The organism is Burkholderia sp. Ap-955 (assembly GCF_011753045.1).
In the GTDB taxonomy this organism is placed as follows: Bacteria; Pseudomonadota; Gammaproteobacteria; order Burkholderiales; family Burkholderiaceae; genus Burkholderia; species Burkholderia lata_D.
In genome coordinates this window covers 35900-61981 of sequence record NZ_VWWH01000018.1, presented here as the reverse complement: position 1 = coordinate 61981, position 26082 = coordinate 35900, and the positions used below count along the sequence as shown (strand labels likewise).

Below are 26082 nucleotides of genomic sequence, written 5' to 3'. Positions count from 1 at the left end.
AGAAACTCCTTGTATCCAAAGGGTCCGGCGATGGGGTACCGGGAAAACCGGGTACCGCATCCGGTAAGACGCAGGTTAGCGATGCAGGCCGCGACCGGTGTTACGTGGGGCGGTGGCCGGGTTACCGCGCATTACAGTTCCCTTGCGCGGTAACCCGCAGTAACCCTTTCGTCCCTTTGTTTCGTTCTTCGACTCCGCCCTCGCGCGGTAAACTTCGAACCATGACTACCCAGATCCTTATCGTCGACGACGACCAAGAACTCCGAGACCTGCTGCGCGACTACCTCGTGCGCCAGGGGATGGAAGTGTCCGTGCTGCACGACGCGGCGACGCTCGAGAAGCGCCTCGAGCGCGAGCGGCCCGACCTGATCGTGCTGGACCTGATGATGCCGGGCGTCGACGGCCTGACCGCGCTGCGCCAGTTGCGCGCGGCCGGCGACGACATCCCCGTGATCATGCTGACCGCGCGTGCGGACGACGTCGACCGCATCGTCGGGCTCGAGCTCGGCGCGGACGACTACCTCGGCAAGCCGTTCAACCCGCGCGAGCTGCTCGCGCGCGTGCAGGCCGTACTGCGCCGCCGCCGCGCGACGCCGTCGGCCGCGGCGCCCGAACAGCGCGAGCCGTTCGCGTTCGGCCGCTTCGTGCTCGACTTCCAGGCGCGCACGCTGTCGGTCGACGGCAAGCCGGCCACGCTGTCGAGCAGTGAATTCGCGCTGCTGAAGATCTTCGTGAACCATGCGCTGCGCACGCTCACGCGCGAGCGGCTGCTCGAGCTGCTGCACGGGCCCGAGTACGACGGCACCGACCGCGGCATCGACGTCCAGGTGTGGCGCCTGCGCCGCATCCTCGAAACGGATCCGTCGACGCCGCGCTTCATCCAGACGGTTCGCGGGCGCGGCTACGTGTTCGTGCCCGACGGCGAGGCCCATGCGCAAACCCATTGATTCACTGTTCGGGCGGCTGGCGCTGCTCGTCGTCGGCGTCCTGCTCCTGTCGCACTTCGCGTGGTTCTTCGCGATGCGGCTCGAGCGCAACCAGATGCAGACGCGTTATGCGGTCGAGGAGGCCGCGTTCCTCGTCGACGCGGTGCGCCAGCACGTCGCGCGCACGCCCGACCAGCCGCTGCCGTCGCGCGTGCGGCTCGTGTCGCCGGACAGCGCCGACGTGCCGAAGGGCGGCGATGCAGGGCTGCCGCCGCCGCTGAAGCGGTTCCGCGACGACGTGAGCGACCGCATGCCGCCCGGCACGCAGGTCGAGATCGGCACGCCCGGCCATCCGCCCGTGCTGTGGGTGAGGGAGCCGACCGACCGCAACTGGATCGTGGTGCCCGTGCAGCCGCTGCGGCCGCCGCGCTCGCTCGACCGGATGCTGCTGTGGCTCGGCACGATCTTCTCGGCCGGCGTGATCGCCGCGCTGTTCGCGGCCTGGCAGCTGCAGCAGCCGCTGCGCTCGCTCGCTCGCGCGGTCGCGCGCTTCGGTCGCGGCCAGCCGGTGCCGCCGCTGCGTGAGCGCGGCCCGCGCGAGCTGCGCCAGCTCACGCATGGCTTCAACCAGATGGTGGAACAGGTGTCGCAGGCCGAGAGCGACCGCGCGGTGATGCTCGCGGGCGTGGCGCACGACCTGCGCACGCCGCTTGCGCGGATGCGGCTGCGGGCGGAAATGATGGACGACGCCCGGCTGCGTGACGGCGTCGTGCGCGACGTCGATTCGATGTCGCACATCGTCGATCAATTCCTGGTGTTTGCGCACGGCGGGTCCGATCGCAGCGAGCCGGTGCCGGTCGATCAGGCGTGCGAGCGGATCGCGCGCAGCTATCGCGCGGTCGCGCCGAACGCGCCGACGGTCCAGACCCGGCTCGACGCCGATCCGGGCTTCCGGCTGCCGACGGCGACGCTCGACCGGATCCTGTCGAACCTGCTGGACAACGCGCATGCGTACGGTGCGCCGCCCGTGCTCATCGAGACGGCGCGCACGCCGACCGGCTACGTGCTGTCGGTCAGCGACAGCGGCGGCGGGATCGCACCGCGAGACCTCGCGGCGGCCACGCGGCCGTTCGTGCGGCTCGACCCCGCGCGAGGTGGCAACGGCCACAGCGGGCTCGGGCTCGCGATCGTCGAGCGGCTCGTACTCAGGCTGGGCGGGGCGTGCGACATCGGCAACCGCCCCGAAGGCGGCCTGCGCGTCGCGATGACGTTCCCGTTCGAGGTCGTGCCGAAGGACGAACCCCACGCACAAGCCGCATGAGCGGCTGCGGCGCCGGCCCGTCCGGGCTGGCGCCGCGTGCCGTCATTCGCCGAACAGCGTGCCGAGCGTCTCGGCCGCGTTGCTGTCGATGGTGTTGTAGGTCACGGTGGTGGCCTCGAAGATGTAGACGGTCGTGTACCGGCCGAGGCGCTCCAGGATTTCCTCCTGCAGCGATTCAGGCACGACGTTCATGTTCAGGTACCACGCCGTCGACGACAGCCGCGTCTGGAACGACCCGTACTCCTGCATCAGTTCGTAGAACGCGTCGGCATCCTGATCGCGGCAGACGATCACCAAGTTTCCTGCCATTCCCTTTCCTCCCGCTCGTCGATCGATCCCCGGGGCCTGTTGACATCGGGCACGCGCATGCGTTGCCATCGGACCGTCCGTAACAGATCCCGAGGGCCAGCCCTGATCATACCCGCTTAGTCGTATCCGGCTGGTGACGCGCGACATGGTTTGTCGCGTACGTGCGGCTGGCGGGTTCCCGGGCGAGCCGGATCACGGCATAATTCGGGCCTGCATGCCGGCCGAAAGACTGCGGCCGGGGCTGCTCGACCCGCGCACCCGCCATCCGCCCACGCGCCAGGCATGATCCGTGCGCCGCCTGCGCCGTTCCCGGACGGTTGTACCTGAAATACAGGTTGGTGTAGTGTCGTGCCGTCGCGGCCGACTCGTCCGGGGCGCGGCAGCGCGTGCACGCACGGCGCACCGCGCTCGCGCGCGATCGTCAGTCAATCGAATTACCGCACCCGTGCGCTTTGCCATGAATCAACATCGACTGCCGGCTTCGTTCGGCCTTACCGGGGAGGGCGCCTGATGGACGTCGGATTCTTCAATCCGAACCGGACCGCCAACGCGTCCGCGTGGCGCGTCCTGCCGAACCGGTGGGATTTCATCGCGTTTCCGCTGATCATCTGCCTGCTCGCGATGGCGATCGTCGGTTTCCACGAAACGATGGCGCCGATCGGTACCCTGCAGACGCAGAAGATCTCGCTCGACCCGTCGAACCTGCCCGAATACGCGTTGCGCACCACGCTGCGGATGCTCGCCGCGATGGTCGCGTCGCTTGCGTTCACGCTGATCTACGGCACGCTCGCCGCGAAAAGCCGGCGTGCCGGCATGGTGCTGATCCCGATCCTCGACATCCTGCAGTCGGTGCCGGTGCTCGGCTTCATCTCGTTTACGGTCACGTTCTTCCTCGCGCTGTTCCCGAGCCGCGTGCTCGGCGCCGAGCTCGCGGCGATCTTCGCGATCTTCACGAGCCAGGCGTGGAACATGACGTTCAGCTTCTACCAGTCGCTGCGTACGGTGCCGCGCGACCTGGACGAAGTGTCGCGGGGTTTCCACCTGACGTCGTGGCAGCGCTTCTGGAAGCTCGAAGTGCCGTTCTCGATGCCGGGCCTGATCTGGAACATGATGATGTCGATGTCGGGCGGCTGGTTCTTCGTCGTCGCGTCGGAGGCGATCACCGTCGGCAACCAGACCATCACGCTGCCGGGCGTCGGCGCGTATCTCGCGCAGGCGATCTCGGACAAGAACCTCGGTGCGATCGGCTGGGTGATCCTCACGATGACGGTCGTGATCGTCGCGTACGACCAACTGCTGTTCCGCCCGCTGATCGCGTGGGCCGACAAGTTCCGGATGGAGAACACCGCGTCGGGCGATGCGCCGCAATCGTGGCTGCTCGACCTCGTGCGTCGCACGCGCCTGATTCATCAACTGCTCGTGCCGGCCGGCTGGTTCTTCGCGAGGGCCGCGCGGATTCCGCTGCGGCTGCCGCTGTCGGGTGCGATGCGCTTCTCGCTGCCGAAAGTCGAGAAGAAGGCGTCACGCACGGTCGACATCGCGTGGGCGACCCTCGTGCTGCTCGGCACGGCCTATATCGTGTGGCGCGTCATCAGCTTCGTGTCGACCGGCGTGACGATGGCCGAGGTCGGCCACGTGCTGGTGCTGGGGCTCATCACGCTGCTGCGGGTGGTCGTGCTGATCTCCATCGCGTCAGTGATCTGGGTGCCGATCGGCGTGTGGGTCGGGCTGCGCCCGAAGCTCGCCGAAAAGCTGCAGCCGCTCGCGCAGTTTCTCGCGGCGTTCCCGGCGAACCTGCTGTTCCCGGTGTTCGTGATCGTGATCGCGCGCTTCCACCTGAACGCCGATATCTGGCTGTCGCCGCTGATCGTGCTCGGCACGCAGTGGTATATCCTGTTCAACGTGATCGCCGGCGCAACGTCCTATCCGAACGACTATCGCGAAGCGGCGACGAACTTCCGCATCCGTGGCTGGCAGTGGTGGCGGCAGGCGATCCTGCCCGGCATCTTCCCGTACTACGTGACCGGTGCGATCACCGCATCGGGCGGCGCGTGGAACGCGAGCATCGTGTCGGAAGCCGTCCAGTGGGGCAATACCAAGATCGAGGCGCACGGCCTCGGTGCCTATATCGCGCAGACCACCGCCGCCGGCGATTTTCCGAAGATTATCCTGGGCATCGCCGTGATGTCCCTGTTCGTTACCCTGTTCAACCGCCTGCTGTGGCGTCCGCTGTATGCCTTCGCCGAAGCGAAGCTGCGGCTCGACTGAGACCGATTGAGAGCGAAACGCGATGCACAATCCGAATGCTGTAAACGCCCCCGTCCAGACGAACCAGCCGCCGCGCCTCGGCGAGGAAATCCTGCGCGTCGATCACGTCTGTCGCGGCTTCAACAAGACGCAAGGCGAACTGCTCGTGCTCGACGATGCGAACCTGTCGCTGCGCGAAGGCGAGATCGTCGGGCTGCTCGGCCGTTCCGGCTCGGGCAAGTCGACGCTGCTGCGCATCATCGCCGGGCTGATCGAGCCGACCGGCGGTGAAGTGACCTATCTCGGCCAGCCGCTGCGCGGGCCGGCCGAAGGCGTCGCGATGGTGTTCCAGACCTTCGCGCTGTTCCCGTGGCTCACCGTGCTGCAGAACGTGGAAGCCGGCCTCGAGGCGCTCGGCGTCGGCGCACGTGAGCGGCGCGAGCGGGCGCTGGCCGCGATCGACCTGATCGGTCTCGACGGCTTCGAGAACGCGTATCCGCGCGAGCTGTCGGGCGGCATGCGCCAGCGCGTGGGCTTTGCGCGCGCGCTCGTCGTCGACCCGACGATCCTGCTGATGGATGAACCGTTCTCCGCGCTCGACGTGCTGACGGCCGAGACGCTGCGTACCGACCTGCTCGATCTGTGGACGCAGGGCCGGATGCCGATCAAGTCGGTGCTGATCGTCACGCACAACATCGAGGAAGCGGTGTTCATGTGCGACCGGATCCTCGTGCTGTCGTCGAACCCGGGCCGCGTGATCGCCGAGATCAAGGTGCCGTTCAAGCATCCGCGCAACCGGCTCGACCCGGCGTTCCGCAAGCTCGTCGACGACATCTACGCGAAGATGACGGCCCGCCAGACCGGCGAGGCGACGAAGAAGGGGCTGGAGCTCGGCAGCTGGCTGCCGCAGGTGTCGACCAACCTGATGGCCGGCCTGATCGAGACGCTCGCGATGGCGCCGTACCACGGCCGCGCGGACATGCCGGAAATCGCGCGCACGCTGCATCTGGAAGTCGACGATCTGTTCCCGATCGCCGAAGTGCTGCAGTACCTCGGCTTCGCGGACGTGCGGGAAGGGGACGTGTTCCTGACGCCGCCGGGGCGCGTGTTCGCGGAATTCGGTACGCAGGAGCGCAAGCTGATGTTCGCGGATCACCTGCTGAAGCACGTGCCGCTCGCCGCGCGGATCAAGAAGGTGCTGAACGAGCGCCCTGGCCATCGTGCGCCGCGCGTGCGCTTCGAGCAGGAACTGGAGGATTTCCTGTCGGACGGCGCCGCCGAGGAGACGCTCGATGCGGTGATCGACTGGGGCCGTTACGGCGAGATCTTCTCGTACAACGACCAGACCGAGATCTTCAGTCTCGAGGACGTCGAGTCCTGATCGACGTGCCGGGCCGTGCGGCCCGGCATGCGTGTGCGCCGCGCATCATGCGCGGCGTATCGCGCGGTTACTGCAGGTTCCCCCACCGGTCGACCGCCGGTTCCGCCGACGCCCACTTCCAGTGCGCGCCTTGCTGGCACGCATTCGCGAAATACCAGTCGGCCTTGTCACCATCCTTCACCGAGAACGCGAATTCCTTGCAGATCGCGAGCGCCGACGCGTACGCGCGCGTGACGCGCACTTCGCCTTCGCCGTTTTCGAGCGGCAGCGTGTTCTTCACCTTCCACGGCTTCACTTCGCCGACGGCCAGGCTGCCGGCCGTCTTCGCGATCGCGTCCTGCTGGTTCTGATGGAGCTGCTTCATCGTCCGGTTGACGGCTTCGTCGGTCGCGGCCTGCACGGCAATCCCGACGCCGACGCCGACCGCCGGGTTCGCGGTGACGAGGCCCGTCGCCGCGCCGGCGAGGGCGCCGCTCGCCGCGCCGACCGACCCGCAGCCCGACAGCGTGGCCGTCGCCGCGCACAGCACGCCGATGGCCGCGATACGGAGCGCGACGCTCATTGCAGTGCGCCCCAGCGTTCGGTCGCCGGTTCGGCCGATGCCCATTTCCACACGGGGCCGTCGCGGCAGATCGTGGCGACGTAGAAGGCCGATTGCGCGGCTTTGTCGGGTTTCGCGGGCGTATCGACCGCGAACACGATTTCCTTGCAGTCGAGCGGACCGATGCTGATCATCCGGCTGACCGTCACACGCCCCTGCTCGTCGTCCTCGATCGGGAACGAGTGGTGCGTCGACCATGGCGCAACGCCGCCCACATCGAGCGGGCCCGCAGCCTTTGCGATCTGTTCCTGGGTGTAACGGTGTGCGACCCGCTGCGAGTACTGGACGCCCGCCCGCGCACCGGCGACGGCGCCGAGGCCGATGCCCGTCGCGACGGCGGCGTTGTTGGTGACCTTGGAGGCGATCGCGGCGCCCGCGATACCGGCGCCGGCTGTCGCGCCCTCGCTGTACAGCGAGTTGCAGCCGGACAGCAGTGCGGCCGTGGCGAACGCGGCCAGCACGACGCGCGCCGGCATGGCCCGGCGCGTCGATTCGAAACGAATGTTCATCCCTGAGTGCAAGTCCTGTCTGGGTGAGCGGCGTCGCATGCACGCCGTCATGCCGCGTCATTGTTTCGCAATTGTCATAGGAAAACTGCAAAGCTTTGACAAATCGCCGGACGGCAGGCCGCGCGCGTGCGCGCGTGGCCATTGTCGAACAGATGAATCGAGAGGGGTCGAAACGTTACAAATTGAAGGCAATTGTTACCTCGGCATGCAAGGAAGCGACCTAGACTTTTGAGTTATGGAATGTTTCTACGACGGCCTCGGGCCGCGACCCACATGAGACACCCAGCCATGCGCCGTTCGAAACGGCTTTCGCCCCGGCCGCCCGAAGCCGGGACCGGCCATCCGGAGACGGACCGCCCGCGTCCGCCGACCGACGCGCCGCCGGCACCGCCCGCCGGCGCGCCCGGCGAGACGCCGGCCGACGGCGATCACAACCAGGGTGGCGCGCGCCCGGAAGGGCTCGACTATCAGCGGGATCTCGGCCAGGAGCAGGACGCCTGATGCCGTTGCCGCCGTATTCCGCCGCTGTCATTCACACCTGCATTGCTCACATCTGAATCGCCGCACGGCCGCCTTCGGGCCGCCGTGTCCGCCTTGGCGCGCGCCGCGCGCCAGCCAATCGAATCGAGGAGGGGAAGCCGCATGAGCAGATTGATCGTGGTATCGAACCGTGTCGCCGCCGGTGAGGACACGCGCCCGAGCGCGGGTGGCCTGGCGGTCGGCGTGATGGACGCGCTGAAGGAAACGGGCGGCGTCTGGTTCGGCTGGAACGGCGAGATCGTCGACGCACCCGACACCGCGCCTGCGATCCAGCGGGACGGCAACGTCACCTACGCGACGGTCGGGCTGACCCGGCGCGACTACGACCAGTACTACCGCGGTTTCTCGAATGCGACGCTGTGGCCGGTGTTCCATTACCGCGGCGATCTCGCGCGCTTCGACCGCCAGGAGTACGCGGGCTATCTGCGCGTGAACGCGATGCTCGCGAAGCAGCTCGCCGCATTGCTGCGCCCCGACGACCTGATCTGGGTGCACGACTATCACCTGTTGCCGTTCGCGCATTACCTGCGCGAACTCGGTGTGAAGAACCCGATCGGCTTCTTCCTGCACATTCCGTTTCCGTCGCCCGACATGCTGCGTCTCGTGCCGCCGCACGAGGAGCTCGTGAAGTTCATGTGCGCGTACGACGTCGCGGGCTTCCAGACCGAATCCGACAAGCAGGCGTTTACCGACTACATCGAGCGGCGCGGGATCGGCGCGGCGAGCGACGACGGGATGCTGCACGCGCATGGCCGCGTCGTGAAGGTCGCCGCCTATCCGATCGGCGTGCATCCCGACGCGATCGCGCAGGCGGCCGTCCAGTACGGCACGCGCAAGCCGGTGAAGAGGCTGCGCGAGGCGCTCGACGGGCGCAAGCTGGTGATGAGCGTCGACCGCCTCGATTATTCGAAGGGGCTCGTCGAGCGCTTCCAGTCGTTCGAGCGGATGCTCGCGAACGCGCCGGGCTGGCAGGGGCGCGTGTCGCTCCTGCAGATCGCGCCGCCGACGCGTTCCGACGTGAAGACCTATCAGGACATCCGTGAAACGCTCGAGGGCGAGGCCGGCCGCATCAACGGCCGCTTCTCGCAGCTCGACTGGACGCCGATCCAGTACCTGAACCGCAAGTACGAGCGCAACCTGCTGATGGCGTTCTTCCGGATGTCGCAGGTGGGCTACGTGACGCCGCTGCGCGACGGGATGAATCTCGTCGCGAAGGAGTACGTTGCGTCGCAGGATCCGGCCGATCCGGGCGTGCTCGTGCTGTCGGAGTTCGCGGGCGCGGCGGCCGAACTGACCGGCGCGCTCCTCGTCAATCCGTACGACCTGTCGCAGATGGCCGAGGCGCTCGAGCGCGCGCTGTCGATGCCGCTCGCGGAGCGGCAGGCGCGTCACGAGGAGAACCTCGCGCGGCTGCGTGCGAACGACCTGTCGGTCTGGCGCGATACGTTCGTTGCCGACTTGCGCAGTGTCGCGGCGGCCGCGTCGGTCACGCGGCGCGCGGGCCGGCGCGTTGCGCATGCGTGAGGTCGTGCACGTGCCCGGCGCCGCCGACGATGCGAGCGAAGAAGCCGCACGCCGCTTCTTTATCCTCACCGGTGGCCCCGGTTCGGGCAAGAGCACGTTGCTCGACGCGCTCGAGCACGCCGGTTTCGCGCGGTCGCAGGAAGCCGGTCGCGGCGTGATCCGCGACCAGATGGCGATCGACGGTCACGCGCTGCCGTGGCGTGACCCGGCGGCGTTCGCCGAGCTGATGCTGAGCTGGGAGATGCGCTCGTACGATCTCGCGCGCCACGCGCGCGGGCCCGTGTTCTTCGATCGAGGCGTGCCGGACGTGGTCGGCTATCTACGGCTGACAGGGCTCGCGGTGCCCGCGCATGCGGAAGCCGCGGCCCGCCGTTTCCGCTACCACCGGCGCGTGTTCATCGCGCCGCCGTGGCCGGACATCTATGCGCAGGACACCGAACGCAGGCAGGACTTCGCGGAAGCCGTGCGCACCTACGACGCGATGGTCGATTGCTACACGTCATATGGCTACCGGCTGATCGAATTGCCGCGTGAGAGCGTGAAGACGCGCGTGCGCTTCGTGCTGGACGCACTCGACGCGGCATGACGCTCGGCCACGCAGGCGGTGCGCGGTGGCGTCAGGTCGCCGTGTCCGGCCGTGGCGACGTGATGCGCAGCATGCTGACGATCGCGGCCACCGCCGCGAATGCCGCGGCGACATAGAGCGCAATCGTCGGCCCGCGATCGGGCGCGAGCCCGAAAATCAATGCGACGAGCGCGGCGCCGAGTGTCTGCCCGGTCAGCCGCGCGGTGCTCAGCATGCCGCCCGCGCCGCCGCTGCGTTCGCGCGGCGCCGACGACAGCATCGCGCGGTTGTTCGGCGACTGGAACAACCCGAAGCCCGCACCGCACAGCGCCATCCGCCACACGATGTCGACGGTGCCCGGGTGCGCACCGATCGTCGCGAGCGACAGCAGCCCGGCCGCGAACAGCGCGAGCCCGATTCCGCCGAGGATGCCGGCCGAATAGCGATCCGACAGCACGCCCGCGAGCGGCGCGGCGAACATGATCACGAGCGGCCACGGCGTCATGTACAGGCCCGTCTCGACCTGCGAGAAGCCGAGCGAATTCTGCAGCCAGAACGGCAGCGCGACGAACGCGAGCATCTGCGACGTGAACGACGCTGTCGACGTATAGACCGACAGCGCGAACATCGGGATGCGCATCAGGTCGACCGGCAGCAGCGGCGCCGGCTGCGACAGCTGGCGCTTCACGAAGAAGTAGCCGACGACGAATGCAACGGCCAGCTCGGCCGCGACGTACGCATGGCCTTCGCCGTGGCCGAGCCCGTCCACGGCCGTGATCAGCAGCCCGAACACGCACGCGTTCATCAGCGCGCTCGCGAAATCGTACGGCGCGTCGTGCAGCGGGTTGGCCGGCAGCGCGCGCAGGCTGCCGAATACCGCGGCAATGCCGATCGGCACGTTGACCGCGAACAGCCACGGCCACGAGGCGAACGACAGGATCGCGGACGCGACCGTCGGCCCGATCGCCGACGACAGCGCCACCACCATCGCATTGATCGACAGCCCGCGCCCGAGCATCGACGACGGGTAGATCATCCGCACGAGCGCGGCGTTGACGCTCATGATGCCGGCCGCGCCGAAGCCCTGGATCACGCGCATCACGGCCAGCATCGGCAGCGAGCCGGCGAGCGCGCAGCCGAGCGACGCCGCGGTGAACAGCGCGAGCCCCGCGATGTAGATGCGGCGGTAGCCGACGCGCTCGCCGAGCGAAGCAAGCGGCAGCAGCGTGATCGTGACCGCGAGCTGGTACGCGTTGACGATCCAGATCGAGGCGGCGTCGGATGCGTGCAGGTCGCGCGCGATCGTCGGCAGCGCGACGTTCGCGATGGCGCCGTCGAGCACGGCGAGCGTGATGCCCAGTGCGACGCAGACGATCGCCCAGTAGCGTTGCGGAAGCGGCAGGCCGGTATCGGCGTTCATGGCGGGAGCAGAGGCGTGGTTGTCCGCGCGCGCGGTTGCCGGTTGCGTGCGCAACCATGTGCAAGGGTGGAGGCGGCGATGAGCGGCCCGGCCGGCGCAACTGCACCGGAGCGGGGCCGGTCGAGTGTATCACCGGGCCGCATGGCGCGACGCCGGCGCTCAGCCTTCGAAGTCGAGGCCGCCGAGCCGCACGAGCGGGTCGGCCTGCGTGCGCGACAGGAGATCGATGTCGCGCGCGCTCTGCCATGCACCCAGCTTTTTCGGCAGCGCGGCGAGGTAGTGCTCGAAGCGTTGCGGGCCGTCCGACTCCATCAGCCGCTCGATTTCGTCGGTGTCCCAGGTCAGTTCGAGGTTCAGCGGATGGTCGAAGCCGCTTACGTGCTCGTGCGGCGCGCTGCGGATCTGCACGCGCGTCGGGTGCCCGTGTCCGCCATACGGGACGACGTCGGTCAGCACGTGTTCGGCGAAGAAGGCGGCGATTGCCTGTGCGATGCGCGGGGCGAATTCCGTATCGAAACGGCGGGCGGTTTCGGGCTGCATGACGGCGTCTCCTGTATGTCGAAAATCGTAGCACGGCGACGGCGCATTGCGATGGGCGTGATACCGGTAATCGCGCGTTACCACTTGCTGCATCTATTACGGCCGCGAGCCGCCACAATGCATCGCATCCAGTACCACTTCGCGTGGGAGTCCATCATGAAAAAAATTGCCGCAGTGTGTGTCCTCGCCGGTTCGCTTGCCGTGGCAGGCCCGGCGTCCGCGCATGGCCGCGACGGTGGCGCCGTCATCGGCGCCTTGATCGGCGGCGCGGTGCTCGGCGCGATCGTGACGTCCGCAATGAATCCGCCCGTCGCGTATCAGGCGCCTGCGTACCAGGCACCGGCCTATCAGCCGCCGACGTACTACCAGGCGCCCGCGTACCAGCAGCCTGCGTATCCGACCTACCAGCAGGCGCAGTACCAGGACGACGGCCCGAGCTATTGCTACGACCGCTACCAGCGCGCGTATGTGTGCGGCGCGCCCGTGTCGGGTGGCTACGCGCAGCCGGCAGGCTGGTGAGGGGGCGGCCGCGCGACGTGTAATCGGTCGGCGCCGGACGGCCGGCACCGCCGACGTTCACTTCGCCGCAGTGGACGACAAAAGGCCCTCGCTTGATGCGAGGGCCTTGGTCTTTTGCGCGGCCGTCCGTTCGTCTGCGTGACGGGTCGGCCGTCGGCGGGCCGTGCTCGGATACAAACGGTTGCAAATATGCGTCAGTGGCGATGGCCGCCGCCACCGTCGCCATCGTTCCAGTCGCCGCGGCGCCCGTCGCCGTGCCCCCAGCCGTTGCCGCGGTTGCCGCGATCGCCACGGTTGCCACGATCGCCGTCCCAGCGATGGTAATCGCGCCGGCCGCGATCCCAGTCGCGTCCGCCGCCACCGCCGCCCCAGATATTGACCGTGCCGTACACGGGCGACGGCGCGTACCCGTAGCCGGGATCGGAATAGTAGGGTTGCCCGTAACCGTATCCGGCGTCCGGGGCGACGACGCAGCCGGCCAGCAGGGTCGCGACGCCGGCGGCAGCAATGAGCTTCAGCATGATGTTCTCCGTTGATTCGCTATAAGTACCGCGCAAGGGAATTGCCAGCTGTTTGCAATTGTGTCTTCAAATTACAGGCCGTAAGGTCCTGTGGCGAAAGTGTTAGCATCCGGGGCTCATTTGTTTTTCAGGAGTACATCGATGAAATTCGCGATCCGGGCCGCACTGGCCGCCTTCTGCGTGACGACTGCCGCCGCCTGCGTGGCGGGGCCCGCTTCGGCGCCCGCCGTGACGGCCGAGTCGATCAAGATGTTTCCGCAGGCAGCGGCCGGCCAGCAGCGCGTCGTGATCGCGCTGCCCGCGCTCGAGAGCGAAGGCGATGCGCGCGTCGAGCTGATGATTGGCAAGACGCTGCAGACCGACTGCAACCAGCAGTGGTTCGGCGGTGAGCTGACCGCCGAGGACGTGAAGGGCTGGGGCTATACGTACTACCGGCTCACCGACGTGAAGGGGCCGGCATCGACGCTGATGGCATGCCCGGGGCAGGCGCCGCAGCAACGATTCGTGCAGGTGCGTGGTGACGGCCAGCTGCTGCGCTACAACAGCCGCCTGCCGCTCGTCGTCTATGTGCCGGACGGCTTCGAGGTGCGCTATCGCGTGTGGCATGCGTCGAAGGACGTGCAGCACGCGGCGAAGCAGTAACGCCACGGCGCGGCCGCGCGTGGTGGCGGCGTCCTGCCGCTACGCGCCGCCTGTGCCGACGAGCGCTGGCCACGCGGCCAGCGCGGCTTGTGCGACGGCCTCCAGATCGCGACGGCTCGCACCGTCGCGCGCCTGGATCGACATCCCCTGCTGGACCGTCACGTAGTACCGCGCGATTGCGTCGAGGTTCGCGTGTGCCGCGATCTCGCCGGTCGCGACGCCTTGCCTGAGGCGTTCGCGCAGGTTCTCGACCGTGCGCTCGCGCATCGCGATCAGCGTTTGCCGGACCGTATCGGAACGCTCGGCCGGGTGCAGTGCTGACAGCACGATCAGGCAGCCCGCCGGCTTCGACCGCCGCGTGAACACGCGTGCGGTATCCATCAGGTAGTTCCGTACGGCGTCGTGCGCGCTGCCGGCCTGTTCGACGCCCCCCCAGATTTCCCGCCCCTCCGTTGCGCCGTAGTGATCGAGCGCTTGCCGGAACAACGCTTCCTTGCTGCCGAACGCCGCATACAGGCTCGGCGACGCGATGCCCATCGCGGCCGTCAGGTCGGCCATCGACGCGCCTTCGTAGCCGAGGCGCCAGAACACCTCCATCGCGCGATCCAGCGCCGCTTCCTTGTCGAAGCTTCTCGGTCGGCCCCGTTCAGCCATTGTGTCCGTCCCTTCGTCGATTTCTGTATCGATCGATAAATTAAATCAATTGACTGTGTCGCGCAACTTGCCACATTCTGTGTCGGTCGTTACATAAATGAGGAAAGGAACCGACATGAACCGACTTCAGGGCAAGCGTGCGCTCATCACGGGCGGCAGCCGTGGCATCGGTGCGGCGATCGCGAAACGGCTGGCGGCCGATGGCGCGGACGTCGCGATTACCTACGAGAAATCGGCGGAGCGGGCGCAGGCCGTCGTCGCCGGCATCGAGGCGCTGGGCCGCCGCGCCGTCGCGATCCAGGCGGACAGCGCCGATCCGGTGGCCGTGCGCGACGCGGTCGATCGTGCGGCGGAGGCGTTCGGCGGTCTAGACATTCTCGTCAACAACGCGGGGATTTTCCGGGCCGGTGGGCTGGACGACCTCACGCTCGACGATATCGACGCGACGTTGAACGTGAACGTGCGCGCGGTGATCGTCGCGTCGCAGGCGGCGGCGCGGCATCTCGGCGAGGGTGGGCGCATCGTGTCGACCGGCAGTTGCCTCGCCACGCGCGTGCCCGATGCGGGGATGAGCCTCTATGCGGCGAGCAAGGCCGCGCTGATCGGCTGGACGCAGGGGCTTGCGCGCGATCTCGGCCCGCGCGGCGTCACGGTCAATATCGTGCATCCGGGGTCGACGGATACCGACATGAACCCGGCCGACGGCGAACATGCCGGTGCGCAGCGTTCGCGGATGGCGATCCCGCAGTACGGCAAGGCCGACGACGTGGCGGCGCTTGTCGCGTTCGTGGTCGGGCCGGAAGGGCGGTCGATCAACGGGACCGGGTTGACGATCGATGGCGGTGCGAACGCGTGAGTGCGTGAATGCCGACGCCCGGCGTGAGTTTTCGACCGGGCGGTGTTGCGTTCGTTATCGGCAGCCGAGCCGGTGATGCTCGGTTTCGAGATCGGCGCGCTTGTCGTAAGCGCGCAGTTCGTTGCGTTGCTTGCCGTCCGGGGCCATCCCGCGAACGACCTTCTGGCCGCGGTCGGGGGCGTGCGTGACGGCGTCGATGCCGGCGGCCAGTTCACGGCAACGTGAGTCGGGCGAGGGGTTTTCCGCGTGCGGTGCTGCTGCGTTCGTGATGTTGGCGATGCCGGGGCTGACGTAGCGCGGCTTCGCGGGTGCGGTAAGGGTGTCGGCGGCGTTTGCCGTGCCGGTCATCGCTGAAAGCGCGGCGAGTGCCGCGATCGCTCGAATCATTGCGTGAGTCCGGGGGCTGAAGAAGGTTCGGAATTCTACGCAATATGCGGCGCAGGGCCGTGGCGATCGGGCGAGATGCGATCGTGTGTCGCAGGGGAGGCCGGCGGCTGAATGCTCGTCGATCCGTATGTGATGCTGGCAGGCTTTGAGCACGCAGCAGTGCACGCGGAAAGCAAGAAGCCCGCTTGCTTTCGCAGAGCGGGCTTCGGTATTGGTTGCGGGGGTAGGATTTGAACCTACGACCTTCGGGTTATGAGCCCGACGAGCTGCCAGACTGCTCCACCCCGCGGCGCGAAGTGTACTAGGGCTGATGTGGAGAGTCAATCGATTGGTGAATTACGTCGAATGGAATCGGCGGCCCACCTTCTCCGCGCGCGACGATCCGGCGTGCAGGTTGCCTGCCGATGCTTCCCGATCTGCTTCGACGTCAGACGCTTTTCGTCGGCGTCGTTGCGGTACTTGGTCGTGGGGAAAGTGGATGAGGCCATGAGGATGGCTGGTCCCCCCGACAGGAATCGAACCTGTATCTAGCGCTTAGGAGGCGCTTGTTCTATCCATTGAACTACGGGGAGAGCCATGTCCGGGGGAAACGCAAAAAACGCGAACCGGACGGCAGTGTGGACAGCGCGCAGAGTATAGCAAACGCGCGGCGCGTCGGCGGGGCGGAATGCATGCCGGCGCGCGTGATCGCGCAATCAGCCGCGATCGGAAATCAGCGTGTCAGCGAATCAGAAATCGACGACGACGAAATCTTCCTTGCCCACATCGCACAGCGGGCAGCGCCAGTCGGCGGGAATGTCGGCGAAGCGGGTGCCGGGCGCGATGCCTTCGTCGGGCAGCCCTTCCGCTTCGTTGTAGACCCACCCGCAAATCAGGCAGACCCAGCTCTGGTATTCGGTTACTTCACTCATGTAGCGCTCGGGAAAATGGAAATCCGGTGATGCCGTCCGCGGCCTGGCCGGCGGACGAAAGGCGCAATGGTACCGGAATTTCGTCGAACGGCTCCGCAACGTCGTTTTAAACGTACGCATCGCGAACAACGCAACCGAAACACATATCCCGTGCGTGCGGTGTATGCTTCGCGGGCTATCCAATCATAAGGAGAATGCGATGCTGAACAGAAAGTGGATCGCAGGTGCGGTATGTGTGGCGGCGATGGCCGTGTCGACGATGGCACGGGCCGAGGCGCGTGTGTATTTCGAAGCGCCGAGCGAGGGCGCGACGGTGTCGAACCCGGTGCATGTGAAGTTCGGGCTCGAAGGAATGGAGCTTCGACCGGCCGGCGACCACACGCCGAACAGTGGCCATCATCACCTGCTGATCGACGGCCGGCCGATTCCGAAGGGCGACGTGATTCCCGCGAGCGAGCGTTCGCTGCACTTCGGCAAGGCCCAGACCGAAACCGACATCAAGCTGCCGCCCGGCCAGCACACGCTGACGCTGCAGTTGGGCGACGGCATCCACCGCTCGTACGGCCCCGAATTGAGCTCGACGATCACGGTCAACGTGAAGTAACTGCGTGTGCCGCGTACGGGCGCCCGAGGCGTCCGGCGCGGGAGGGGCGATCGGCCGGCTGCAGGCATCCGGCCCACGTTGGCCCTTTCGCTCGGAATTCGCGGCCGGCGTCCGCTACCGGAAGCCGGCCGCACCCAGCGCGCCATCGCATCGCGTCGCTGCGCGTCGATGGCCGCCTGCCAGCCGTCAAATGCAGGTTCCAACCCGCCTCCCAACCCGTTTGTCGGCCTTATCCGTCCGGCCATGCCGGTGACGCCGCCCGCGACCGGTACAATGGGCGCTTCCGATTTCTCTCTTCGCCGTCTCCCCATGTCGCTCTATTCCATTTCCGGCGCGCAACTCGCGTTCGGTCACGTCGCGTTGCTCGATCACGCGGATTTCTCGCTGGAAGCCGGCGAGCGCGTCGGCCTGATCGGCCGCAACGGCGCGGGCAAGTCGTCGCTGCTGAAGATCGTCGCCGGGCTCGCGAAGCCCGACGACGGGCTGGTCACGCGCCAGCAGGAACTCGTGACCGTCTACGTGCCGCAGGAGCCCGAATTCGAGCCGGGCGCGACGGTGTTCGATGCAGTCGCATCGGGGCTCGCGCACACGCGCGAACTGCTCGAAGAATACGATTCGATCGCGCATCGCCTCGCGGATATCCCCGAAGGCGCCGAGCATGATGCGCTGCTCGCGCGGATGAACGCGCTGCAGTCGTCGCTCGATGCGCACGACGCGTGGAGCTGGCGCACGCGCGTGTCGATGACGCTCGCGCAGATTGGCCTGGCGGACGTCGATGCACCCGTCGATGCGTTGTCGGGCGGGATGCAGAAGCGCGTCGCGCTGGCGCGCGCGCTGGTGCTGCAGCCCGACGTGCTGCTGCTCGACGAACCGACCAACCACCTCGACTTCGACGGCATCCGCTGGCTGGAAGAGCTGCTCGTCGCGCAGCGCGCGGGCCTGCTGTTCATCACGCACGATCGCGCGTTCCTCGACCGCGTCGCGACGCGCATCGTCGATCTCGATCGCGGCCGGCTGCTGTCGTACCCGGGCAATTTTTCCGCGTACCAGACGCGCAAGGCACAGCAGCTCGAAATCGAGCGCGTGGAAAACGAGAAGTTCGACAAGCTGCTCGCGCAGGAAGAAGTGTGGATCCGCAAGGGTGTCGAAGCGCGCCGCACGCGCAGCGTCGGCCGCATCGCGCGGCTCGTGCAGATGCGCAACGAGCGCGCGGAGCGCCGCAACACGCTGGGCAACGTGAAGCTGGATGTCGCGCAGGGCGAGAAGTCCGGCAAGATCGTCGCGGAACTGACCGACGTGACGAAGCGCTACGGCGGCCGCGCGGTCGTCGATCGTTTCTCGACGACGGTGATGCGTGGTGACAAGATCGGCTTCATCGGCCCGAACGGCGCCGGCAAGACGACGCTGCTCAAGCTGATTCTCGGCGAACTGAAGCCCGACGAAGGCACGGTGCGCATCGGCACCAACCTGCAGGTCGCCTATTTCGACCAGATGCGTGCACAGCTCGACCAGGACAAGAGCCTGGCGGATACGATCAGCCCCGGCAGCGAATGGGTCGAGATCGGCGGCGTGCGCAAGCACGTGATGAGCTATCTCGGCGATTTCCTGTTCGCGCCGGAACGCGCGCGTTCGCCGGTGAAGTCGCTGTCGGGCGGCGAGCGCAACCGGCTGCTGCTCGCGCGCCTGTTCGCGCGTCCGGCCAACGTGCTGGTGCTCGACGAACCGACCAACGACCTCGACATCCAGACGCTCGAGCTGCTCGAGGAACTGCTGGCCGACTACGACGGCACGGTGCTGCTCGTCAGCCACGATCGCGCGTTCCTCGACAACGTCGTGACGTCGGTGATCGCGGCCGAAGGTGACGGCAAGTGGCGCGAATACGTCGGCGGCTTCAGCGACTGGCAGATCCAGAGCGCGCGCGCGGATCAGCTCGCGCAGCAGGAAGCCGCGAAGCGTGCGGTCAAGGAAGCCGCGCCGGTCAAGGAAGAGGCGGCGAAAAGCGCCGCGGGCCGCAACACGCAACGCACGGTGAAGCTGTCGTTCAACGAGCAGCGCGAGCTCGATGCGCTGCCGGAGAAGATCGCGGCGCTCGAAGAGGAGCAGAAGACGATCAATGCGCGTCTCGAAGACGGCTCGATTTTCGCGAAGGATCCGCAGGAAGGCACGCGCCTGACCGAGCGGTTCGCGGCGATCGACGACGAATTGCTCGAAGCGCTCGAACGGTGGGAAACGCTCGAGGCGAAGCGCAAGCCCGCGTAAAACGCAGACGCGCCGCGCGGCCGGCGGCCGCTGCGCGCGATTCCGCGATTGGCGTGCCACGCGGAACCAGTAAAATACCGCGCGTCCCGGGCAGCGCAGCGCACGCCGCGCGCCCGCTTTCGGAGCAGTCCAAGCACACCGTTGTTTCGATTCGCTTTTTTACGGAACTCAACGTTTTGTCCACGACGTTATCCACACGAGGTGTGGACAACGTCCCGATGAATGACGAAATTCAGCGCCTATGTCAACGAAGAAACCCAGCGCGGCCTATAGCGAAGCATCGATCAAGGTGCTCAAGGGTCTCGAGCCGGTCAAGCAGCGGCCCGGCATGTACACCCGTACCGAGAATCCGCTGCACATCATCCAGGAAGTCATCGACAACGCGTCCGACGAGGCGCTCGGCGGCTACGGCAAGCAGATCACGGTCACGCTGCACGCCGACCAGTCGGTATCGGTTGAGGACGACGGCCGCGGCATCCCGTTCGGCATGCACCCGGAAGAGGGCGTGCCGGTCGTCGAGATCGTATTCACGCGCCTGCACGCGGGCGGCAAGTTCGACAAGGCCGCGGGCGGCGCCTACACGTTCTCGGGCGGCCTGCACGGCGTCGGCGTGTCGGTGACGAACGCGCTGGCGACGCGCCTCGACGTGACGGTCTGGCGCGACGGCAAGATCGCGGAGCTCGGCTTCGCCGAAGGCGATGTCGTGAAACCGCTCGCGACGCAGGCCGCAGGTCGCGGCGAGAAGAAATCCGGTACGCGCGTGCAGGTGTGGCCGAATCCGAAGTATTTCGATTCGCCGAACCTGCCGCTTGGCGAACTGCAGCGCCTGCTGCGCTCGAAGGCCGTGCTGCTGCCGGGCGTCGAGGTCGTGCTCGTCAACGAGAAGTCGGGCGAGCGCCAGACGTGGAAATATGAAGACGGCCTGCGCGGCTACCTGCTCGACGAAATGAACGGCAGCGAGCTGCTGATCCCGCTGTTCGAAGGCGAGCGCTTTGCCGATTCGCGTTCGGGCGACGACACCTTCGCCGAAGGCGAGGGCGCGTCGTGGGTCGTCGCATGGAGCGAGGAAGGCTCGCTCGTGCGCGAGTCGTACGTGAACCTGATCCCGACGCCGGCCGGCGGCACGCACGAATCCGGCCTGCGCGACGGTCTCTACCAGGCCGTGAAAAGCTTCGTCGAACTGCACAATCTGCAGCCGAAGGGCGTAAAGCTGCTCGCGGAAGACGTGTTCGCGCGCGTGTCGTTCGTGTTGTCCGCGAAGGTGCTCGATCCGCAGTTCCAGGGGCAGATCAAGGAACGCCTGAACAGCCGCGACGCGGTGAAGCTCGTCTCGTCGTTCTCGCGCCCGGCGCTGGAGCTGTGGCTGAACCAGCACGTCGAGCACGGCAAGAAGCTCGCCGAACTCGTGATCAAGCAGGCGCAGGCGCGCACGCGCGCGGGCCAGAAGGTCGAGAAGCGCAAGAGCTCGGGCGTCGCGGTGCTGCCCGGCAAGCTGACCGATTGCGAGACGGAAGATATCGCGCGCAACGAGCTGTTCCTGGTCGAGGGCGACTCGGCAGGCGGCTCCGCGAAGATGGGCCGCGACAAGGAGTACCAGGCGATCCTGCCGCTGCGCGGCAAGGTGCTGAACACGTGGGAAACCGAGCGCGACCGCCTGTTCGCGAACAACGAGGTGCACGACATCTCGGTCGCGATCGGCGTCGATCCGCACAGCCCGGATGAAAGCGTCGACCTGTCGAACCTGCGCTACGGCAAGATCTGCATCCTGTCGGACGCGGACGTCGACGGCTCGCACATCCAGGTGCTGCTGCTCACGCTGTTCTTCAAGCATTTCCCGCAACTGATCGAGCGCGGCCATGTGTGCGTCGCGCGCCCGCCGCTGTTCCGCGTCGACGCGCCCGCGCGCGGCAAGAAGGCCGCGCAGAAGCTCTATGCGCTGGATGACGGCGAACTCGAGGCGATCCTCGACAAGCTGCGCAAGGACGGCGTGCGCGAGACGCAATGGAGCATCAGCCGCTTCAAGGGTCTCGGCGAAATGAGCGCCGAGCAGCTGTGGGATACGACGATGAACCCCGATACGCGCCGCCTGATGCCGGTGAAGCTCGGCGAGCTCGACTACGAGGCGACCGTCGCACGCATGACGATGCTGATGGGCAAGGGCGAGGCAGCCGCGCGACGCGGATGGCTCGAGGAAAAGGGCAACGACGTCGAAGCGGACATCTAAGCCGAACACCTGCGCGGCCGGGCACGACGCCCGGCGCGGCCTCACGCCACTTACGAATACGGAATTCAGATGGACGACAACACTTCCGATCTCTTCGCCAGCTCCGATGCACCGGACTCCGACGCGCTGACGCTCGGCAACTACGCGGAGCAGGCGTATCTCAGCTACGCGGTCAGCGTCGTGAAGAGCCGCGCGCTGCCCGACGTGTGCGACGGCCAGAAGCCGGTGCAGCGCCGGATCCTGTTCGCGATGAACGAAATGGGCCTCGGCCCGGACGCGAAGCCGGTGAAGTCGGCGCGCGTGGTCGGCGACGTGCTCGGTAAATACCACCCGCACGGCGACCAGTCGGCATACGACGCACTGGTGCGTCTCGCGCAGGACTTCTCGCTGCGCTACCCGTTGATCGACGGGCAGGGCAACTTCGGCTCGCGCGATGGCGACGGCGCGGCGGCGATGCGGTACACCGAAGCCCGCCTCACGCCGATCGCGAAGCTGCTGCTCGACGAGATCGACCAGGGCACGGTCGACTTCATGCCGAACTACGACGGCTCGTTCGAGGAGCCGAAGACGCTGCCGAGCCGCATGCCGTTCGTGCTGCTGAACGGCGCGTCGGGCATCGCGGTCGGTCTCGCGACCGAAATCCCGTCGCATAACCTGCGTGAAGTCGCGGCCGCGGCGGTCGCGCTGATCCGCAATCCGAAGCTCTCGCACGCGGAGCTGATGAACCTGATTCCCGGCCCGGATTTCCCGGGCGGCGGCCAGATCATCTCGAGCGACGCCGAAATCGCGGCGGCCTATGAAACCGGCCGCGGCAGCCTGAAGGTGCGCGCGCGCTGGAAGATCGAGGATCTCGCGCGCGGCCAGTGGCAGCTCGTCGTGACCGAGCTGCCGCCGAGCACGTCGGGCCAGAAGGTGCTCGAGGAAATCGAGGAGCTGACGAACCCGAAGATCAAGCTCGGCAAGAAGACGCTGACGCCCGAACAGCTCAACACGAAGAAGGCGATGCTCGACCTGCTCGACGCGGTGCGCGACGAGTCGGGCAAGGAAGCGGCGGTGCGGCTCGTGTTCGAGCCGAAGTCGCGCACGATCGACCAGACGGAATTCGTGAACACGCTGCTCGCGTACACGAGCCTCGAATCGAATGCGACGCTGAACCTCGTGATGATCGGCGCCGACGGCCGGCCGGGCCAGAAGGGCCTGCTGACGATCCTCGACGAATGGGTGAAGTTCCGCCAGCTGACGATGACGCGCCGGTGCCGCCATCGTCTCGCGAAGGTCGACGACCGCATCCACATCCTCGAAGGGCGGATGATCGTCTTCCTGAACATTGACGAGGTGATCCGCATCATCCGCGAGTCGGACGAACCAAAGGCGGCGCTGATGAGCGCGTTCGGCCTCAGCGATCGGCAGGCGGAAGACATTCTCGAAATCCGGCTGCGCCAGCTCGCGCGGCTCGAGAAGATCAAGATCGAGAAGGAACTCGAAGCGTTGCGCGACGAAAAGGCGAAGCTCGAGGAACTGCTCGCGAACGAAAGCGCGATGAAGCGGCTGATGATCAAGGAGATCGAGGCCGATGCGAAGCAGTACGGCGACGATCGCCGCACGCTGATCCAGCAGGAAAAGCGCGCGACGTTCGAGGCGAAGGTGGTCGACGAGCCGGTGACGGTGGTCGTGTCGCAGAAGGGCTGGGTGCGCGCGCTGAAGGGCCACGGGCTCGACCCGGCCGGCTTCACGTTCAAGGCGGGCGACCACCTGTACGCGGCGTTCCAGTGCCGCACGCCGGATCGCCTGATCGCATGGGGCAGCAGCGGCCGCGTGTACTCGGTGGACGTGTCGATACTGCCGGGCGGGCGCGGCGACGGCGTGCCCGTCACGTCGCTGATCGAGCTCGAATCGGGCTCGCACCTGATGCACTACTTCGCGGCGCCGGCCGACCAGCAACTGCTGCTCGCGTCGAGCAACGGCTTCGGCTTCCTCGCGAAGGTCGGCGACATGGTGAGCCGTGTGAAGGCCGGCAAGGCGTTCATGACGATCGATGCAGGTGCGGTGCCGCTCGCGCCGATGCCGGTGCTGCCGAACGCGACGCTGGTCGCGTGCCTGTCGAGCGGCGGCCGCCTGCTCGTGTTCGGGATGGACGAGATGAAGACGCTGTCCGGCGGCGGTCGCGGCGTGATCCTGATGGCGCTCGACGACAAGGAAACGCTCGTGCAGGCGCTCGCGATCGATCCGGCCGGCGTCGTGCTGATCGGCACCGGCCGCGGCGGCAAGGCGATGGACGAGACGCTGTCGTATGCGGGGCTGGCGCCGCACGTCGGCAAGCGCGCGCGCAAGGGCCGCGCGCCGGACACGAAGCTCAAGGTCGTCAGCGAACTGCGTCCGCTGCTCGGCTGACGCTGCGCACGTTCGATCGTCCGGCTCGGTCGCGATCGAAGGCCGCACCTCCGCTTCGGCGGACGTGCGGCTTTTTCTTTTGGAGGGGGGATTCGGGTAAGCAAGCGTGGCGCTGTCACGCGGAACTTGCAAAATAGTGTGAAATCGCGCCTGGGGTCTGAACCGCGCAGCGACAATCGGGTCGAACGTCGCTCGATGCCGCGTGCGACGCGGCCGTTCGCCGCACCCACCTCCTCACAGGATTGCCGTCATGTCCCATGCTGTCTCCGTCGCGCTGTTTCTTCATCTGCTGGCCGTCGCCGTGTGGGTGGGCGGGATGGTCTTCGCCAACTTCTGCCTGCGTCCGGCGCTGTCCGACCTGTCGCCGCAGCTTCGGTTGCCGCTGATCGAGGGCGTGTTCGGCCGCTTCTTCAACTGGGTATCGGGTTCCGTGATCGTGATCCTGCTGACCGGCGGCTTCCTGCTTGTGCAATTCGGCGGCGCGCACGCGACGTGGTCGCTGCACGCGATGGCCGGGCTCGGCGTCGTGATGATGCTGATCTTCGGGCATATTCGGTTCGCGCTGTTCCCGCGCATCCGCCGTGCGGTGCAGGCGCAGAAGTGGCCGGACGGCGCACGCGCGGTAAATACGGTGCGCCTGCTCGTCCTCGTGAACCTCGTGCTTGGCATCGTCACGATCGGCGCGGCGGTGTTGTCGCGCGGTTTCTGATTGACCGGAGCCGGCTAGCCCGCGCGCAGTCACGGGTGGGCCGGCAAGCGCCGCTACGCGGCCAGCATCGCATCGAGCAGCCATGAGCCGACCGGGCCGAGCGGCCGGTTGCGCGACCAGACCGCATCGACCCGCACACGGCGCGGCCAGCCGCGCGCACGCAGTTCGCACAGGCGATCGCGCGCGAAGTGGTCGACCATCCAGCGCGGCAGTTCGGCCCAGCCGAACCCCAGCACGGCCATCTCCAGCAGCATCAGGTAGCTCGGTGCCAGCCAGTGCTGCGTGCCGACGACGATCCGGTCGTCGGCGCCGCGTCCTTCCGTTTTCACGTAGGTATTGAGGCGCAGTTCGCGCACGTCGCGCAGCGCGGCGTGCGGCACGTCGGCGTCGCCGTATTCGGCGAGCGCGTGCGTGCGGCCGACGAACAGCCCGATTTCCGACTCCTCCGCGATCGTCGCCGCGCCGATGTCGGCCGGGTAGGCCGCGCGCGCGGCCATCAGCCCGAGCTGCGCGCGGCCCTGCTGGATCAGGTCGAGCACGTCTTCGTGCTCGGCGATCTGGCATTCGAGCTCGAGCGCCGGGAAGCGCCGTTCGAGCGCCATCAACGTTTCCTCATAGCGCTTCGACTGGTACGTATCGGACACGACGAGCGTCAGCCGCGCTTCCTCGCCACGCGCGAGCCGCGCGGCCGTGCGGTCGATCGCCGCGCCGGCCTCGAGCGCGCGCTGGACTTGCGGCAGCAGCGCGCGCCCTGCATTGGTCAGCGTCGGTGCGCGCGTCGAGCGGTCGAACAACTGCACGCCGAGATCGATCTCGAGATTCGCGATCGCTTCCGACACGGTCGACTGGCGCTTGCCGAGCTTGCGCGCGGCGGCCGTGAACGAGCCGAGCAACGCGGCTTCGGCAAAGGCGAGCAGGGCTTCGGGGGCGTGGCGCATGCGGTGCTCCTGAGTACGACATATCGGTAAAACCGATGATATCAAACTGGATTCACCCGGTTTCGCCGATCAAAATGGCGGCCATGAACGAAGTAGGCGAATCGGAGGGAATCATGAAACAGATCAACAAAACGGTGACGGAACGGCTGCTGCATGCCCTGACGTTCGAGCTGGTCGCGATCGCGCTGTGCGCGCCGATCGGCGCGTGGCTGCTCGACATGCCGGTGTCGCACGTCGGCGTGCTGACGGTGATGGTGTCGCTGATCGCAATGGCGTGGAACATGGCGTTCAATACGCTGTTCGACCGCTTCGAGCGTCGCGCGGGGCTGACCCGCACGCTCGGCATGCGGATCGCGCATGCGGTCACGTTCGAGCTCGGCCTCGTCGTGATGGTGGTGCCGGTCGCCGCGTGGTGGCTGAACGTGAGCCTCGTCGAGGCGCTGCTGCTCGACCTCGGCATCGTGCTGTTCTTCCTGCCTTACACGTTCTGCTTCAACCTCGCTTACGACGCGTTGCGCGCCCGCTGGATGGCACGCCGGGTCGCGGTGCAGGCAGGTTGAGGACGGGCAGGGCGGGCGAGCGGG

26 protein-coding genes and 2 tRNA genes are annotated in these 26082 nt (G+C 67.2%); 16 read left to right on the top strand and 12 right to left on the bottom strand.

The window, feature by feature from the left end; all coding sequences use genetic code 11:
* Positions 1-221: 221 nt before the first annotated feature.
* Together F3J15_RS13295 and F3J15_RS13290 are read left to right on the top strand one after the other, a co-directional pair.
* Positions 222-947, top strand: coding sequence for a response regulator (locus F3J15_RS13295; RefSeq protein ID WP_009693256.1), 726 nt, complete (start codon positions 222-224; stop codon positions 945-947).
* Complete coding sequence (locus F3J15_RS13290) at positions 931-2247, top strand: ATP-binding protein (RefSeq protein WP_166891573.1); 1317 nt, start codon at positions 931-933, stop codon at positions 2245-2247. Before F3J15_RS13295 ends, F3J15_RS13290 begins: the two co-directional genes overlap by 17 nt.
* 42 nt (positions 2248-2289) lie before the next feature.
* Here the strand turns inward: F3J15_RS13290 and F3J15_RS13285 are convergent, their stop codons facing one another.
* Positions 2290-2556: a hypothetical protein gene (locus tag F3J15_RS13285; protein ID WP_011545926.1), complete on the bottom strand. Its 267-nt coding sequence runs from the start codon at positions 2554-2556 to the stop codon at positions 2290-2292.
* Positions 2557-3066: 510 nt separating this feature from the next.
* On the opposite strand from F3J15_RS13285, the gene F3J15_RS13280 reads away from it, so the two are divergent.
* The gene (locus F3J15_RS13280; RefSeq protein ID WP_166891571.1) at positions 3067-4824 is read left to right on the top strand and encodes an ABC transporter permease subunit; all 1758 of its coding nucleotides are present in this window, start codon (positions 3067-3069) and stop codon (positions 4822-4824) included.
* Between the two features lie 22 nt (positions 4825-4846).
* Positions 4847-6184 carry a nitrate/sulfonate/bicarbonate ABC transporter ATP-binding protein gene (locus tag F3J15_RS13275; protein ID WP_011352844.1) on the top strand — a complete coding sequence of 446 codons (1338 nt, stop codon included), beginning with the start codon at positions 4847-4849 and terminating at the stop codon, positions 6182-6184.
* A 67-nt stretch (positions 6185-6251) separates the two neighbouring features.
* Here the strand turns inward: F3J15_RS13275 and F3J15_RS13270 are convergent, their stop codons facing one another.
* Together F3J15_RS13270 and F3J15_RS13265 are read right to left on the bottom strand one after the other, a co-directional pair.
* The gene (locus F3J15_RS13270; RefSeq protein ID WP_166891568.1) at positions 6252-6746 is read right to left on the bottom strand and encodes a hypothetical protein; all 495 of its coding nucleotides are present in this window, start codon (positions 6744-6746) and stop codon (positions 6252-6254) included.
* Positions 6743-7294 (bottom strand): hypothetical protein, encoded by a 552-nt coding sequence (locus F3J15_RS13265; RefSeq protein WP_089446190.1) that lies wholly within the window; start codon positions 7292-7294, stop codon positions 6743-6745. The genes F3J15_RS13270 and F3J15_RS13265 overlap by 4 nt, the downstream gene beginning before the upstream one ends.
* A 288-nt stretch (positions 7295-7582) precedes the next feature.
* Between F3J15_RS13265 and F3J15_RS13260 the strand changes: the two genes are divergently transcribed.
* The 3 genes from F3J15_RS13260 to F3J15_RS13250 all read left to right on the top strand — a co-directional run bounded on the left by F3J15_RS13260 (position 7583) and on the right by F3J15_RS13250 (position 9944).
* Complete coding sequence (locus F3J15_RS13260) at positions 7583-7795, top strand: hypothetical protein (RefSeq protein WP_069248575.1); 213 nt, start codon at positions 7583-7585, stop codon at positions 7793-7795.
* Between the two features lie 141 nt (positions 7796-7936).
* On the top strand, positions 7937-9358 hold the full coding sequence (otsA, locus tag F3J15_RS13255) for an alpha,alpha-trehalose-phosphate synthase (UDP-forming) (protein WP_089446189.1): 1422 nt from the start codon (positions 7937-7939) through the stop codon (positions 9356-9358).
* The gene (locus F3J15_RS13250; protein WP_166891564.1) at positions 9351-9944 is read left to right on the top strand and encodes an AAA family ATPase; all 594 of its coding nucleotides are present in this window, start codon (positions 9351-9353) and stop codon (positions 9942-9944) included. The genes otsA and F3J15_RS13250 overlap by 8 nt, the downstream gene beginning before the upstream one ends.
* Before the next feature lie 31 nt (positions 9945-9975).
* Here F3J15_RS13250 and F3J15_RS13245 read toward each other — a convergent pair whose 3' ends face one another.
* Positions 9976-11343, bottom strand: a complete 1368-nt coding sequence (locus F3J15_RS13245) for an MFS transporter (protein WP_166891561.1) — start codon at positions 11341-11343, stop codon at positions 9976-9978.
* Between the two features lie 159 nt (positions 11344-11502).
* The gene (locus F3J15_RS13240) at positions 11503-11883 is read right to left on the bottom strand and encodes a DUF5594 family protein (protein WP_089446187.1); all 381 of its coding nucleotides are present in this window, start codon (positions 11881-11883) and stop codon (positions 11503-11505) included.
* Between the two features lie 117 nt (positions 11884-12000).
* On the opposite strand from F3J15_RS13240, the gene F3J15_RS13235 reads away from it, so the two are divergent.
* The gene (locus tag F3J15_RS13235; RefSeq protein WP_166891558.1) at positions 12001-12402 is read left to right on the top strand and encodes a hypothetical protein; all 402 of its coding nucleotides are present in this window, start codon (positions 12001-12003) and stop codon (positions 12400-12402) included.
* A gap of 194 nt (positions 12403-12596) precedes the next feature.
* Here F3J15_RS13235 and F3J15_RS13230 read toward each other — a convergent pair whose 3' ends face one another.
* On the bottom strand, positions 12597-12923 hold the full coding sequence (locus F3J15_RS13230) for a hypothetical protein (RefSeq protein ID WP_089446185.1): 327 nt from the start codon (positions 12921-12923) through the stop codon (positions 12597-12599).
* A gap of 141 nt (positions 12924-13064) precedes the next feature.
* Here F3J15_RS13230 and eco point away from each other — a divergent pair, with 141 nt between their 5' ends.
* A complete protein-coding gene (gene eco, locus F3J15_RS13225; protein WP_069248570.1) occupies positions 13065-13565 on the top strand; it encodes a serine protease inhibitor ecotin in 501 nt (166 codons plus the stop codon).
* A gap of 39 nt (positions 13566-13604) precedes the next feature.
* Here the strand turns inward: eco and F3J15_RS13220 are convergent, their stop codons facing one another.
* Entirely contained in the window at positions 13605-14219 is a 615-nt protein-coding gene (locus F3J15_RS13220; protein WP_089484389.1) for a TetR/AcrR family transcriptional regulator, read from the bottom strand.
* 115 nt (positions 14220-14334) lie between these two features.
* Here F3J15_RS13220 and F3J15_RS13215 point away from each other — a divergent pair, with 115 nt between their 5' ends.
* On the top strand, positions 14335-15075 hold the full coding sequence (locus tag F3J15_RS13215; protein WP_166891555.1) for an SDR family NAD(P)-dependent oxidoreductase: 741 nt from the start codon (positions 14335-14337) through the stop codon (positions 15073-15075).
* Between the two features lie 54 nt (positions 15076-15129).
* On the opposite strand, the gene F3J15_RS13210 is transcribed toward F3J15_RS13215, so the two are convergent.
* From F3J15_RS13210 to F3J15_RS13195, 4 genes are all read right to left on the bottom strand, one after another.
* The gene (locus tag F3J15_RS13210) at positions 15130-15462 is read right to left on the bottom strand and encodes a hypothetical protein (RefSeq protein ID WP_166891552.1); all 333 of its coding nucleotides are present in this window, start codon (positions 15460-15462) and stop codon (positions 15130-15132) included.
* Between the two features lie 212 nt (positions 15463-15674).
* Positions 15675-15751, bottom strand: a tRNA-Met gene (locus tag F3J15_RS13205).
* Positions 15752-15959: 208 nt separating this feature from the next.
* Positions 15960-16034, bottom strand: a tRNA-Arg gene (locus F3J15_RS13200).
* A 156-nt stretch (positions 16035-16190) separates the two neighbouring features.
* Positions 16191-16373: a rubredoxin gene (locus F3J15_RS13195; RefSeq protein ID WP_006398668.1), complete on the bottom strand. Its 183-nt coding sequence runs from the start codon at positions 16371-16373 to the stop codon at positions 16191-16193.
* 199 nt (positions 16374-16572) lie between these two features.
* On the opposite strand from F3J15_RS13195, the gene F3J15_RS13190 reads away from it, so the two are divergent.
* The 5 genes from F3J15_RS13190 (at position 16573) to F3J15_RS13170 (ending at position 24560) form a co-directional block, all read left to right on the top strand.
* Positions 16573-16977, top strand: coding sequence for a DUF4399 domain-containing protein (locus F3J15_RS13190; protein WP_089446172.1), 405 nt, complete (start codon positions 16573-16575; stop codon positions 16975-16977).
* Between the two features lie 273 nt (positions 16978-17250).
* Complete coding sequence (locus F3J15_RS13185; protein WP_205190798.1) at positions 17251-19236, top strand: ATP-binding cassette domain-containing protein; 1986 nt, start codon at positions 17251-17253, stop codon at positions 19234-19236.
* Between the two features lie 241 nt (positions 19237-19477).
* Positions 19478-21460: a DNA topoisomerase IV subunit B gene (locus F3J15_RS13180; RefSeq protein ID WP_166891546.1), complete on the top strand. Its 1983-nt coding sequence runs from the start codon at positions 19478-19480 to the stop codon at positions 21458-21460.
* 69 nt (positions 21461-21529) lie between these two features.
* Complete coding sequence (gene parC, locus F3J15_RS13175) at positions 21530-23851, top strand: DNA topoisomerase IV subunit A (protein ID WP_166891543.1); 2322 nt, start codon at positions 21530-21532, stop codon at positions 23849-23851.
* Between the two features lie 250 nt (positions 23852-24101).
* On the top strand, positions 24102-24560 hold the full coding sequence (locus F3J15_RS13170; protein ID WP_166891540.1) for a CopD family protein: 459 nt from the start codon (positions 24102-24104) through the stop codon (positions 24558-24560).
* Between the two features lie 53 nt (positions 24561-24613).
* Here F3J15_RS13170 and F3J15_RS13165 read toward each other — a convergent pair whose 3' ends face one another.
* Positions 24614-25498: a LysR family transcriptional regulator gene (locus F3J15_RS13165; RefSeq protein WP_166891537.1), complete on the bottom strand. Its 885-nt coding sequence runs from the start codon at positions 25496-25498 to the stop codon at positions 24614-24616.
* A gap of 113 nt (positions 25499-25611) precedes the next feature.
* Here F3J15_RS13165 and F3J15_RS13160 point away from each other — a divergent pair, with 113 nt between their 5' ends.
* On the top strand, positions 25612-26058 hold the full coding sequence (locus F3J15_RS13160; protein ID WP_166891534.1) for a multidrug/biocide efflux PACE transporter: 447 nt from the start codon (positions 25612-25614) through the stop codon (positions 26056-26058).
* Positions 26059-26082: the final 24 nt, after the last annotated feature.